This is a genomic window from Sporosarcina sp. Y1009 (assembly GCF_057669865.1).
In genome coordinates this window covers 49,759-63,238 of sequence record NZ_JBYHFO010000010.1, presented here as the reverse complement: position 1 = coordinate 63,238, position 13,480 = coordinate 49,759, and the positions used below count along the sequence as shown (strand labels likewise).

The 13,480-nt window shown below is 40.7% G+C and carries 13 protein-coding genes and 1 tRNA gene; 1 reads left to right on the top strand and 13 read right to left on the bottom strand.

Annotated elements, in window-relative coordinates; all coding sequences use genetic code 11:
• Window positions 1-106 precede the first annotated feature (106 nt).
• The 8 genes from AC25Y1_RS13060 to AC25Y1_RS13025 all read right to left on the bottom strand — a co-directional run bounded on the left by AC25Y1_RS13060 (window position 107) and on the right by AC25Y1_RS13025 (window position 8,566).
• On the bottom strand, window positions 107-1,036 hold the full coding sequence (locus tag AC25Y1_RS13060) for an N-acetylmuramoyl-L-alanine amidase (protein ID WP_488148432.1): 930 nt from the start codon (window positions 1,034-1,036) through the stop codon (window positions 107-109).
• 436 nt (window positions 1,037-1,472) lie between these two features.
• Window positions 1,473-2,486, bottom strand: a complete 1,014-nt coding sequence (locus AC25Y1_RS13055; RefSeq protein ID WP_488148431.1) for an ABC transporter ATP-binding protein — start codon at window positions 2,484-2,486, stop codon at window positions 1,473-1,475.
• A complete protein-coding gene (locus tag AC25Y1_RS13050; protein WP_488148430.1) occupies window positions 2,483-3,406 on the bottom strand; it encodes a C40 family peptidase in 924 nt (307 codons plus the stop codon). Before AC25Y1_RS13050 ends, AC25Y1_RS13055 begins: the two co-directional genes overlap by 4 nt.
• Before the next feature lie 76 nt (window positions 3,407-3,482).
• Window positions 3,483-5,150: a peptide ABC transporter substrate-binding protein gene (locus tag AC25Y1_RS13045; RefSeq protein WP_488148429.1), complete on the bottom strand. Its 1,668-nt coding sequence runs from the start codon at window positions 5,148-5,150 to the stop codon at window positions 3,483-3,485.
• Window positions 5,151-5,211: 61 nt separating this feature from the next.
• Window positions 5,212-6,249, bottom strand: a complete 1,038-nt coding sequence (locus AC25Y1_RS13040; RefSeq protein ID WP_488148428.1) for an ABC transporter ATP-binding protein — start codon at window positions 6,247-6,249, stop codon at window positions 5,212-5,214.
• On the bottom strand, window positions 6,250-7,188 hold the full coding sequence (locus AC25Y1_RS13035; RefSeq protein WP_488148483.1) for an ABC transporter permease: 939 nt from the start codon (window positions 7,186-7,188) through the stop codon (window positions 6,250-6,252).
• A complete protein-coding gene (locus AC25Y1_RS13030) occupies window positions 7,188-8,123 on the bottom strand; it encodes an ABC transporter permease (protein WP_488148427.1) in 936 nt (311 codons plus the stop codon). The genes AC25Y1_RS13035 and AC25Y1_RS13030 overlap by 1 nt, the downstream gene beginning before the upstream one ends.
• 371 nt (window positions 8,124-8,494) lie before the next feature.
• Window positions 8,495-8,566 (bottom strand) — tRNA-Arg (locus AC25Y1_RS13025).
• Window positions 8,567-8,715: 149 nt separating this feature from the next.
• Between AC25Y1_RS13025 and clpP the strand changes: the two genes are divergently transcribed.
• Window positions 8,716-9,315, top strand: coding sequence for an ATP-dependent Clp endopeptidase proteolytic subunit ClpP (clpP, locus tag AC25Y1_RS13020; protein ID WP_488148482.1), 600 nt, complete (start codon window positions 8,716-8,718; stop codon window positions 9,313-9,315).
• A gap of 292 nt (window positions 9,316-9,607) precedes the next feature.
• Here clpP and AC25Y1_RS13015 read toward each other — a convergent pair whose 3' ends face one another.
• Genes AC25Y1_RS13015 through AC25Y1_RS12995 form a run of 5 tightly spaced genes read right to left on the bottom strand, consistent with a single transcriptional unit; the run spans window position 9,608 to window position 13,235 of the window.
• Window positions 9,608-9,862: an HPr family phosphocarrier protein gene (locus AC25Y1_RS13015; protein ID WP_488148426.1), complete on the bottom strand. Its 255-nt coding sequence runs from the start codon at window positions 9,860-9,862 to the stop codon at window positions 9,608-9,610.
• Window positions 9,863-9,890: 28 nt separating this feature from the next.
• Entirely contained in the window at window positions 9,891-10,838 is a 948-nt protein-coding gene (whiA, locus tag AC25Y1_RS13010) for a DNA-binding protein WhiA (RefSeq protein ID WP_488148425.1), read from the bottom strand.
• A 31-nt stretch (window positions 10,839-10,869) separates the two neighbouring features.
• On the bottom strand, window positions 10,870-11,847 hold the full coding sequence (locus AC25Y1_RS13005; protein ID WP_488148424.1) for a gluconeogenesis factor YvcK family protein: 978 nt from the start codon (window positions 11,845-11,847) through the stop codon (window positions 10,870-10,872).
• A gap of 4 nt (window positions 11,848-11,851) precedes the next feature.
• Window positions 11,852-12,754 carry an RNase adapter RapZ gene (gene rapZ / locus AC25Y1_RS13000; protein ID WP_488148423.1) on the bottom strand — a complete coding sequence of 301 codons (903 nt, stop codon included), beginning with the start codon at window positions 12,752-12,754 and terminating at the stop codon, window positions 11,852-11,854.
• Window positions 12,755-12,761: 7 nt separating this feature from the next.
• Window positions 12,762-13,235, bottom strand: coding sequence for an NUDIX hydrolase (locus tag AC25Y1_RS12995; RefSeq protein ID WP_488148422.1), 474 nt, complete (start codon window positions 13,233-13,235; stop codon window positions 12,762-12,764).
• Window positions 13,236-13,480 lie beyond the last annotated feature (245 nt).

Genomic DNA, 13,480 nt, shown 5'->3' with positions numbered 1-13,480 from the left:
CAGGTTGATTGCAAAATGACTTATGTTCATCCATCTAAAACCAGTATATTTCTAAACAAGTCGACTTCTAACTTGAATGAATCAAGATTAGAAGTCGTATTTTATTTTAAACCTTTTGAATCTTAATTTCCTTTGGATTATTTTTCAATACATTACTTACTTGGCTGACTATATTTGAAGTTTCTGAATATGCGCCTACCTGTTTTCCATCGACGATGACACGATATAGGTTATCTTCTTGCTTTGGAGGTATAGGCTTTTGTTTTTTTATCACTTCTGCCAATTTGGCCAGTGTAATCGGCCCTGCTATTCCGTCGACAGCCAATTTATGATTCAATTGGAATTGGCGTACCGCTGTTCTTACTGCTGGTCCGAATGAGCCATCCTCTATCAATCTCGCACCGGTTTTGTTCAAGTCCTGTTGGAGCTTCTTAACGCCAGGACCCGTATCACCGTATCTATAAACATTACCCGTTTGCTGGACTAACTTGAAATACGCAGCTAAACCTTCTGCGATGGCTTCACCTTGCGCTTTCAGTTTTGCATCTGATCTCATAGCTATAATATCTATACTCGAGTCCATGAATCCGCCCTCGACTAAAACAGCAGGCATGCGAGATTCACGCGTGATGTGTAGATTCATAGTTTTTAATCCTCTGTTCCTCAATCCCATTGCACTTACCACACGCGGATGAATTTCCTTTGCGATGTCTACAGACGCTTTTTGTGAAACCGTTTGGGTAATCGTTTCTACTCCTCCGTGAGTACCCCATTTACCTAAGTAGGCATTGTGATGACAAGAAACAAGCACATCTGCATTCCAGTTATTTGCTTTGTCTGTCCGAGCTCTCAAGGGTGTATCTGTTTTTCCAGTTGGATCATCTAACCGTAAAGTTTGCACATTTTGATAGGTGTTAAGTTTAGCGATACAAGCGAGCGCAACTTTATTATTGAATGACCACTCACGCTCACCGTCTGGCGTTCGTTTGCCTGGTGTATTCAAACCATGCCCTGCATCAATTGCGATTTTCACCATTATTTTCACCTCATTTCTTCTCTGTAACCTATGAATAACTTGTCCTTTTGGTAACGGCACTTTTCCTAACTACTAGATATGTAGGACTAAAAACTCTTATTGACAGTGATCGATTAGCTAAGTTTTAAAAAACGCCCATTTGTTTGATACCACAGAAAAACTTATGATTGTAAGTAAAATCAAAAAGAAGTCCATTCGTTCGATCCTGAACGATTTGACTCCTCTTCCATTCATTATTTTACTTTCTTCATTTTAAGATATCTCGTTGATTGGAGTGCAAGACGGCGACTCCAGCGGGATTATCGGCTCACCGCCCGCCCCGTGGAACGCGAACAAAGTGCGAAAGAGAAGTTAACTCTTTCCTAGCCTGGAACGGAAATCAACAGTTTTCAACAGCCTAACTAATTTCAATGGAAATTTTCAGTAGCTCAATTTTTTATGACGACTTTTCATGAATTGGAACGGCATCATTTCTTAACATCACTTGTTCATCATGCAAATGACATGCAACAAAATGGCCTTCCCCTTTTTCTAACCAATTCGGTTTTAATTCTGCACAAACATCCATTGCATACGGGCAACGCGTTCTGAATACGCAACCAGATGGTGGATTTATCGGACTTGGCAGTTCCCCTTCCAATAGAATTCGTTGACGTGATTCTTCAATATCCGGATCTGGAATTGGAATCGCAGATAGTAATGCTTGTGTGTAGGGATGGAGCGGTTTGTCGTACAACTCTGCGCTGGTAGTTAGTTCCACCATATGGCCTAAATACATGACGCCTATCCGATCCGATATGTATTTCACCATCGACAAATCATGCGCAATGAATAAATAGGTCAAGCCTTTTTCACGTTGCAATCGCTGTAACAACTTAACAACTTGTGCCTGAACAGACACATCTAGTGCGGAAATTGGTTCATCCGCGATGATAAATTCTGGATCCAATGCGAGTGAACGGGCGATTCCGATTCGTTGACGTTGGCCACCAGAAAACTCATGAGGATACCGGTTCGCATGGTCGCGGTTCAGACCGACGTCTTCGAGTAATTCATTCACATGTGCACGCATCTCAGCTTGCGACTTATGCATGCCGTGAATTTGCATCGGTTCAGCGATAATATCATATACCGTAGACCGTGGATTTAATGATGCGTATGGATCTTGGAATATCATTTGCATCTTCTTCAGAAAACGATGGCGTTCTTTATCAGTCATATCATGGACGCTTTGGCCTTCGTACAAAACTTCGCCTGCTGTTTTATTGTAAAGGCCGAGAATAGTTCTCCCAGCAGTCGATTTTCCACAACCAGATTCACCGACAAGTCCAAATGTCTCGCCTTTTTTTATATCGAAATCGATGCCATCCACCGCTTTTAGTTTTTCACCACGTCCAACATCGAAATAGCGTTTTAAGCCTTTCACCGACAATAAAATCTCTTCAGTCATACCTTTTCCTCCTCCCCGTATCTCCGAACCCCAGATAGGTCACTTTCTAATTTTGAGCCAGAAATCTTCATTAACTCAACAGATTTACCTGTCGAGTGCGAATGTAGAAGCAACCCATTCCCGTAATAAAATCCGACATGACGCACATTCCCTTTTCCTTTGTCATTTGCAAAGAACAGTAAATCCCCTTCTTTCCATAGTTCTGGTTGGTCTAGTGGGATTTCAATGCCACCCATCGCTTGGTCACTTGCGTCACGTGGAATCTTATACCCACAGGCGAAAAACATATGATAAGTAAAACCAGAGCAATCAAAACCATAGGAGGACATTCCACCCCAGAAATACGGTAAGTCTAGAAATGCGAGTCCCTTTTCTACAGCTACAGATGGAGACTTTTCGGAAAACTGATGGATAGAAGGCGCACAGTCAACATCGCTATCTAAAACCAATGCGTATCCATTCGGTGTACAAACGCGTAAATATTTACCTTCAACACCAACATACGGTAGAACAGTATTGAACGGCACCACAATGTCTGGTTGGCCATCTGCTGTTAGAATTTGTGCTTTTCCTACTTTCACTTTGGCAAAACCTTCTGCATCAATTGGCTGTGCTTCTTTAAGTTGCACGATTGGAACCCAGCCTGGATACCCTCGTGGATCTTTTCGTGATGGTTGCCAAACTGCAATGACTTTTGCCCATTCCCCTTTAACTTCTTCGATCATCACTGGTTCCCCAAATAATAATTGCGTCTGCACCCGATTTCCATCGCAAAGATCTAGACGTTGCTTGTAAGGTAGATTTTCCAACCACTTTGTCAAATGTACCGGATTCGTTAAACCCGGTTCATCGATTTCTCGAACAGCATCTGGTGACGTCCATACCGTTGCAACCGCAACTGCACAATACCATGTCTTCATCATTACACTCCTTCAAAACGTTCTAGCAGTATTAAACAGAAAAGCAGCGCCCCGGAAAGGACGCCGCGACTTTTCTTTAATTCTTATCTGCATATTTCAAATCGATGTAGCCAACTGGGTGACGTAAGATTCCTGTTACACCAGGTTTTTCAAGTGTTGATTGGTTGTAATAATAGATTGGGAAAACAGGCATTTCTGTCATCAACATCTCATCCGCTTGTTTGAGTAATTCCCAACGTTTTTCTTCGTCTGTTTCGTTTTTAATGTCTGTAATGAGTTTATCGTAATCAGCATTCGACCAAGTCGTACGGTTCATTGGTGAATCTGTGATGAAACTCTCAAGCGCGTTTACAGGATCCGCATAGTCATGCAAGAAAGACGAACGAGACATTTGGTATTTAAACTCTTTCTGCTCTGACAAGAACACGCCGCCTTCTACGTTTTGCAATTCTACATCAACATCAAGCACATCTTTAAAACTTCCTTGAAGTGTTACAGCAATATTTTGATGTGATTCACTTGTTGAATACGTCAGTGTGATTTTCGGTAATTCCGTATATCCTTCTTCTTTCATACCTTCTTCAAGAAGCGCTTTTGCTTCATCTGGATTGAACTCAACTAGTTTACCGACAGAATCACGGAATTCTTTACCATCGGGTCCAATGAACCCATAAGTTACAAATCCATGAGCAGGTTTCTCACCATTTTTCGTTACAAATTCTACAATTTCCTCTTGATTGACAGCCATTCCAAATGCTCGACGGATTTTAGCGTTTGTAAAAGGTTCCATTGATGTGTTAAAACGATAAAAATATAGCCCAGCTTGGTCATCAAATCGAGCTTCATCATCGTCTTTCAGCTGTTCTGCAAGCTCAGGTGGAATAGCAGAAACATCTAACTCATTTGCTTGATACATTTGATAAGAGGTCGTTGTATCATTGACCATTGCCCAATGGACCTTATCAAGTTTAACTTGATCCGCATCCCAATAATTTTCATTCTTTTCGAATATAAAGTTCACATCATGATCCCATGAAGCTAGTTTAAATGGACCATTCCCTACAAATGTCGCAGCTTCTGTAAACCATTTTGGATCCGCAGTCGCTACTTTTTCATTGATTGGGAAGAAGCTTGGGTTTGTAATAATATTCAAAAACGCTTCATTTGGTGAAGTTAACGTGACAACAAATGTTTTCTCGTCTTCCGCTTCGACTGCTACATCTTCTGCTTCACCCTCGCCGTTGTTATAGGCTTCTGCTCCCTCGATGAAATAGGCCAGAAACGCTGCCGGGGAAGCTGTTTCAGGATTCAACATATGACGCCATGCAAAAACGAAATCTCCCGCTACAACTGGATCACCATTCGACCACTCCGCACCATCACGAATTGTGAATGTATACGTTAAGCCGTCATCTGAAATGTCGATTTTTTCTGCTGTCGCCTCAACCGCTATATGTTCCTCGGATAGACGCGTTAAGCCTTCCATTAAGTTATTCAGTGAACTCCATGAAACTGCGTTGAATCCAACTGATGGATCAAAAGAGGTCGGCTCTTCACCGTTATTCATGTAAAGGATTTTTTCGCCGGCTTCTTCATCATCCCCCTCTACCTCTTCAGAAACCCCATCATCCTTGTCGTCATTAGTCCCCTTATCTTTTTCTGTTCCATCATCCTTCGTTGTTGTACATGCCGCTAACACCAACGCCAACATTGCAACGAGTAAAAACGTCCAGATCTTCTTCATGCATAAATCCCCCTTTTATTTGTCGTGAAACTATTTAAGCACTTTCGTGCGAAATACCTGCTTAAGAAAAAGCTAATTTCGCTCTTTCATCCTGTAACCAACAATCCACCACATGCGTTTGTGAAAGTTCTGTTGTTTCCGGATAAATCTCACCACAAACTTCCATTGCGAAAGGACATCTCGCAGTAAATGGGCAACCTTTTGGTGGAGAGAACAAGTCGGGTGGTGTTCCTTCAATTGGTTGAAGCTCTTCTTCTAACAAATCAAGCCTAGGCACTGAATTGAGTAAGCCTTGCGTATAAGGATGTTCTGGTGTGTAAAATATTTCGCGTTTATCACCAGTCTCAATAATTTTGCCAGCATACATGACAGCGATACGATCCGCAATTTTCGCTACAACACCAAGATCATGGGTAATGAGAATAATAGATACGCCCATCTTTTTTTGCACTTCCTCGAACAAATCAAGGATTTGCGCTTGAATCGTGACATCAAGTGCCGTCGTCGGCTCATCTGCAATTAGCAACTCAGGTTCGCAAATCAAGGCAATCGCGATCACAATTCGTTGACGCATCCCACCAGAAAATTGATGCGGATACTGTTTCATCCGTTCAGTTGGATTCGGGATGCCAACAAGATCCAACATTTCAATTGCTTTCGTATAGGCTTCTTTTTTACTGACCTTTTGATGCGTCCGAAGACCCTCTGTCAATTGCTCGCCTATTTGTAAGGTAGGATTCAGCGCCGTCATCGGATCTTGGAAAATCATTGAAATATCGACGCCTTGCACTTTTCTTAGTCGCGATTTGCTCATTTTCGTTAAATTTTTTCCTTTAAACAGTACTTTCCCATTTTTAATTTTCCCAGGTGGTTGGGGAATCAGCCCCATGATTGTATTCGCAGTTACACTTTTACCACAACCCGATTCGCCTACAATCGCTAGGGTTTCCCCTTTATACAAATCGAAAGAGACACCTCGTAGCGCTTGCACTTCCCCCCCGAATGTTGTGAATGATACATGCAGATCTTCAACACTCAGCACTTTCTCAGTTGAAACCGCTTTCTGTTTACGTAGTACTTGTTGTTTTGTCAAAATCATTCACCCCCTTAATTTCGGATCCAGCGCGTCTTGCATTCCGTCACCTAACACATTAAATGCAAACATCGTCATTGAAATGAAAAACGCCGGGAAGAATAGTCGCCACCAATAACCAGACGTTATGACCGGCAGTGCATCATTCGCCATGACACCCCAACTTGCGAAAGGTGCTTGAATCCCGAGACCTAGAAAGCTTAGAAAAGCTTCAGCAAATATCGCACTCGGAACAGTTAATGTCATTTGTACAATAATCGGACCCATAGTATTCGGCAGTAAATTCTTTCGAATAATGCGAGACGTCTTAGCACCGAATGATTTTGATGCAGTAACAAATTCATAGTTTTTAATTTGTAGGACTTGTCCTCTTACAATACGTGCCATCCCGACCCAACCTGTAATCGTTAGTGCAATAATAATTGTCGTTAAACTCGGACCCATTACAACCATAAGAAGAATAACAACAAGTAAATGAGGCAAGCCGTACAATACTTCAATAACACGCATCATTAGCGTATCTGTCCTGCCGCCTTTATAGCCACTTATACCCCCATAAATAATGCCGATGAAAAAATCAATTAATGCAGCCATAACACCTACAAATAGAGAAATTCTTGCCCCATACCATGTACGGGTAAATACATCTCTTCCCATCTCATCCGTTCCAAACCAATGCGTGCTTGAAGGTGCTTGGTTTTGGTTCGGTAAATCGAGCTGAGTCACGGAATGTGGCGAAAATATTGGACCGAAAATGGCACAAAGTGTAAGTAAGACAAGAAAAACTAACCCACCCATCGCCAATTTGTTTTTCCGGATTCGTCTCCAAGCATCTTTCCAATAGGAAAGGGATGGTCTCACAACTTCTTCTGATTTATCTGTATCTTTATTTTTTGGTCTAAACCATTCATCTGGAATAGTTACTCGTTGATCTTTGCTTACCATCACACTTCACCTTCCTTTTTGTGCAATTTAATGCGTGGATCTAGGAAGCCGTAGACGATGTCGACAAGAAATAACATGAAGACAAGAAACGCACTATAAAAGACTGTCGATCCCATAATGACTGGATAATCTCGGTTATTTATACTTTCGACGAAATATTTTCCCATGCCCGGTATCGCAAAAATTTGTTCAATAACAAACGTACCAGTTAAAATACCCGCCAGCATCGTCCCCATGATGGTGACTACTGGCATAAGCGCATTTCTCAGCGCATGTCGTACAACAATTCGAAATGGCGACAAGCCTTTTGCCCGGGCCATCTTAATATAATCTTGTGTAAGGACCTCTAGCATGCTAGCTCGAGTCAGTCTTGCAATGATAGCAGTCGGCCCAGTTGCGAGTGCTAATGTTGGTAAAATCATATGAAGTGGACTGCTCCAGGTTGCTGTCGGCAACAGTTCCCAGTTTACGGCCACTTGTTGAATAAGTAAGGTTGCAAGTACAAAGTTCGGAACAGATATCCCGACAACGGCGAAAGCCATCGCAAAATAATCAATAAGTCCATTGTGCTTGAGTGCTGCCAAGGTCCCTAATATAATTCCTGATATAACAGCCACTAGGATTGTGATCATTCCGAGTTCAAATGAAATGGGAAAACCCCTGGCCAGAAGGCTGTTCACCGTCTCATTCGGTTTTTTAATCGATGGTCCAAAATCGAATGTAACAATTGATTTTAAATAGTGAACGTATTGCACACCAATCGGTTGATCAAGCTTATAAAAACTTTCAAGATTTGCTTGAATTGTTGGATTTGACGTTCGTTCTTCATCAAACGGCGAGCCCGGTAGTGAATGCATTAAAAAAAATGTTAATGTTGAAATGATGAATATTGTAGCAATCATCATAAGGAACCGCTTAACTATGTACTTCCCCATGTACCATTCCCCCTTACCAAACTACCCGAACACTTCTGATATTAAAAACACTCCATTCCTATATACACTTTGATATTCTTTTGTTTCAGAATAAATTAAATAAACTCATTTTGGTAGTTTATACAAGACTATCAAACTTATTTGAATTGCACAATTCATTTTTTAAAATAATAAGATTTTTAGTGGATGATAAATGGCAAAAACGGGAGTGGTACAGCTTTTAAAGGAGAATGACCAATTTCGAGAGATCGTAGATTGGCTAATGAAACTAAAGGCGTGGTATACTTTGAATATTCTATTAAATAAATGTAAAAAAAGTACGCGTAAACGTTAAAGGGTAACGTTTACGCGTACTTTGAATGATTATATTATGCCCTCGGCGGGAGTCGAACCCACATTTTAAGCTTCGGAGGCTTACGTGCTATCCATTGCACCACGAGGACAAAACAAGCATTGCTGCATTTCACTGCAACATTATAAATTGTACTAGTAATTAGATGGAAAAGCAAGACCTTTTTGTAGAGCGTTAAATTTGACCTTCATTGACCATACTATGTTATGATACAAGTACAGTTGAATTTAAGGAGGAATTATTATGTTAATACCTACAGTTATTGAACAAACGAGCCGCGGGGAACGTGCTTATGATATCTACTCCCGTTTGTTGAAAGACCGCATTATCATGCTAGGAAGTGCAATTGACGATAACGTTGCCAACTCGCTTGTTGCTCAGCTTTTATTCCTTGAGGCAGAAGATCCTGATAAAGACATTTCAATCTACATTAATAGTCCAGGCGGAAGCATTACAGCAGGTATGGCCATTTTCGATACAATGCAGTTCATAAAACCGGATATCCAAACAATTTGTATTGGTATGTCCGCATCTATGGGTGCATTCCTTCTTGCCGCAGGTACAAAAGGAAAAAGATATGCGTTGCCAAATGCTGAAGTTATGATTCACCAACCACTGGGTGGTGCACAAGGGCAAGCAACTGAGATTGAGATTGCTGCGAAACGGATTCTATTCCTTCGTGAAAAACTCAATACAATCCTTGCTGAACGTACAGGACAGCCAATCGAAGTAATTGGTGCTGACACAGAACGCGATAACTTCATGACAGCTGAACGTGCAAAAGAATACGGTCTAATTGATCATATTATTACACGTAGCGATATGAAGAAAACAAAATAAGATTTAAGCAAGCTAAAAATAACTAGAGCATTTCTTATGCTCTAGTTTTTTTATTGCACGATTTTCGAACACATATTGTGGCGTATTAATTTGCTTGCACTTAAATGAGTTTGCTTGCAAGTCGGGATCTTTCCCCTATACCGAAGTGACGCTTTAGCTATTTAATTCAGTAAATAAAGACCTCTCCTATGATTACGCCTCGCACAAGAAGTTATCCATCTAAAGGAAATCACAAATCCCCAAAACAAAAACCGTTTCTCGTGATTCACGATGGACGGTTGTTTTCGTTTCATTATTCATTTTCTACAAGTTCAGCAAGAGACGTAAGCGCTTTCTCTTCATCACTACCCTTTGCCATAAGGGTAATTTTTGTTCCTCTTGCAATCGCTAAACTCATGATGCCCATAATGCTTTTCGCATTCACTTGACGATCTTCTTTTTTCAAAAAGATATCCGAAGTATAACGGTTTGCTTCTTGTACAAATAATGCCGCTTGTCTTGCTTGAAGACCAGGCTTAATTTTTACTACTACTACTTTTTCCATCATCTTAGTCTGCTCCTTTAATAACGTGACTTTACGTAATGCCGATTTCTCCATTACGAAGTTTGTCCGCGATTTCCTCTATTTTTCTTAACCGGTGATTAACACCAGATTTACTTACAGTAGCACCAGTAACGAGTTCGCCAAGCTCTTTTAAAGTGATATCTTGATTTTCAACTCTAAGGTGTGCAATTTCTTGAAGCCTGTCTGGGAGTTGATTTAAACCAATTGTCTTTTGAATATACTCGATATTTCCAACCTGTCGCTGTGCTGCGCTAATTGTTTTATTCATATTAGCCGTTTCACAATTAACAAGTCGATTGACGCTATTACGCATATCCCGCAGAATCCGTATATCTTCAAATGCCATCAGCGCAGAGTGAGCACCCACTATCCGAAGATAATCCGATATTTTTTCAGCTTCTTTTAAGTAAGCAATATAGCCATTTTTACGTTCGATTGATTTTGCATTCAAGTGAAATTCATTCATTAAGTCAACAAGTGCTTCACTATGTTCTTTATAAATCGAAAATATCTCTAAATGGTACGAAGACGTTTTCGGATTATTTACCGAGCCACCTGCTAAAAATGCACCACGAAGATATGCGCGTTTACAGCATTTTTTCTCCACTAATTCTTGGGATATTTCATTTTTGAATTCAAATGTCCCCTTCAAAATCAGCAAATCTTTGAGGAGTGGCTTTGCACCTTCTCGGATTCGACAAATGTACACATTATTTTTCTTTAACCGCATTTTTTTCCGAACAAGCAATTCAATTTTATAGGGGTAAAGACTTCTTAAATTAGAATATAAGCGTCTTGCAATTGCAGCATTTTCAGTTTGAACATCTAAGCTGACAGACTTGCTTGAAAAGGATACTGCACCGTTCATGCGGATAAATGCTGCAATCTCAGCACGCGTACAACAGTCGTCTCCTTCAATTTGCGTTAGTTCTTTTTTCATTCTCGATGCGAAAGACATGACACCCTTCCTTTCTCAAGTTAATCATATCTCAATTGTTGCTGGTCGTACTCTCCATATATTGAATAAGCCATGAAGCAACTGCTTTTGATTCGTGGCGAATTTGACCGTCAATTAACGTCGCAATTTCTCTTTTCACGACATTTGGAACCAGTTCTTTCAATGCTTCTATATCATGCTCAACGGGCCATGGCGGACCTTTGTATTCACCCTCAGCGAAGAGCGTAGTGAAATCTGCCGTGTTTAATAATACCGTATCTATGAATTCGGCGCCGGCATGGTCATAGAGTGCTTTCACATGTTCTGATGCCGAGTACTCTAACGTTTCACCAGCTTGTGTGGTTAGGTTGCAAATATACACTTTTTTAGCGGAACATACCATTACAGCGTCGCGAATTGCCTGAACAAGTATTGTTGGTAATATACTTGTGTATAAACTTCCAGGCCCAAAGACGACCAAATCGGCATCCATAATTGCTTGAATGGTTTCAGGCAAAGGTTTTACTTCTTGTGGGGACAAATAGACTTTGCGAATACGACGTCCATATACTGGAATTCTAGATTCGCCTGTGACAATTGTACCGTCTTCGAGTTCCGCATGAAGCGTAATTCGCTGATTAGCAGCCGGTAGTACTCTTCCCTGTATGTTCAAAATATTACTCATCTGTTCAACGGCACGTGCAAAATCTCCAGTAATATTCGTCATTGCTGCGATCATTAAGTTCCCTAACGAATGCCCTTTTAGATCTTCTGTACTAGCAAATCGGTATTGGAACATTTTTTCGATAAGTGGCTCGACATCTGATAATGCGGCCATGACATTTCGTACGTCCCCTGGTGGCGGGATATCATATTCATCAAGCAATCTACCAGAACTGCCGCCATCGTCTGCAACTGTTACAACCGCTGTTATATCAACAGGGTACTTCTTCAATCCGCGAACAAGTGTCGCAAGACCAGTTCCGCCCCCGAATATAACAACTTTTTTGCGCTCCACCGTGTCAGGCATACTGTCAGCCCTTTCTCTTTTCAATATCCCGATGTGTGATGAATGTCTTATATTCTTCATCGAATTGTTTACCGAAATACTCAGCAAGTGTCACAGACCGGTGTTGTCCGCCTGTGCAACCAAAAGCGATTATGACTTGGGACTTTCCTTCATTTTTATATTGGGGAATAAGAAATTTAAACAAGTCTGACAGCTTTTCGAGGAGGATCTGAGTTTCTCCCCATTTCAGCACATATTCCGACACTTCGCGATCAAGTCCTGTTTTGGGTTTTAATTCCTTAATATAAAATGGATTTGGCAGAAAACGAATATCGAAAACAACATCAGCGTCGATCGGCATTCCGTGCTTAAATCCAAATGAGATAAAGTTCAAGGTGAATACGGAGTCGTTTCTAGAAGAAAATTCAGCAATAATTTTCTCTCTCAACTCACGCGGCTTCAAGTTCGAGGTATTATAAATTGAACGCGCGCGCCCTCTAAGTTCAGAAAGTAAAAGTCTTTCTTTCCGAATACCTTCCAGCAATAAACCGCCCTCTGAAAGCGGATGTGAACGTCTACTTTCTTTATATCGCTTAACTAGCGATTCATCATTCGCATCTAAAAACAATATTCTAGAAGACACGCCTTCTGTTTTCAACAGTTCATCAAGCGCACCAATTAAAGAATCGAAGAGGTCTCCGCCGCGCGTATCCATAACAGCTGCTATTCGCCTCATTGGCTTGTCTGATTTCATCATTAAATCTAGAAAAGTTACAAGCAATTCAGGTGGTAAATTATCAATACAATAAAACCCAAGATCTTCAAAACTTTGCATCGCAACCGTTTTCCCTGCACCAGACATTCCCGTGATAATTACAAGTTCCACGTCATTATTATGTTTATGTTTCGTATTTTCACTTTCCATCATTCTAACATCACCCCTCCAAAGACTTTTGAATCTCTTCGTTTAACAGCTTGAATTGTTCTGTATAGTAGAACGTTCCGTATTGCATTCCTTTTTCGGAAACTGCAAACAATAAATTCGTTCGATCTCCTTCAGCCATAGGAAGCGTGTGTAAGCTTTCAATGGGATACCAACCGAGTTCCCCTTCTGCTGTGGTTTCAAACGGGGTACCATCTAAATCATGCGCCACAAATGTATATAGCATCCACTCATCCATAATCGTTTCAGTAACTTCATCTTGAATCATCATCGTATAGATGCCTTTTAAATGAGTGGCTATTGGGGTTGTTCCTGTTTCCTCAGTAAATTCTCTCACAGCGGCTTCATAAACTGATTCACCGGAATCCATTTTTCCACCTGGTGCCACATACCATCCACGCCGTGGCTTTTTTAATAATAATACATGATTGTCTTTTACAACCAATAAATTAGCAATTCTTTGCATCATTACATCCCCACTCTACATATACGGTTATACCTATTATACATCTATGAGCATGGAAACTGCATTAGAAATGCATATTTATTACAAAAGCTAAGCTTCATCGTTAAATGATCATATTTTCGACACAAAAAAAGTCACCTACCGGAAAACCGATAGGCAACCAACATACTTATATATATATCAAAAGGGGGGTCAATTGATATTACACTATTAGTGTACCCTTTTGATGTTTCAGTACTGTTACA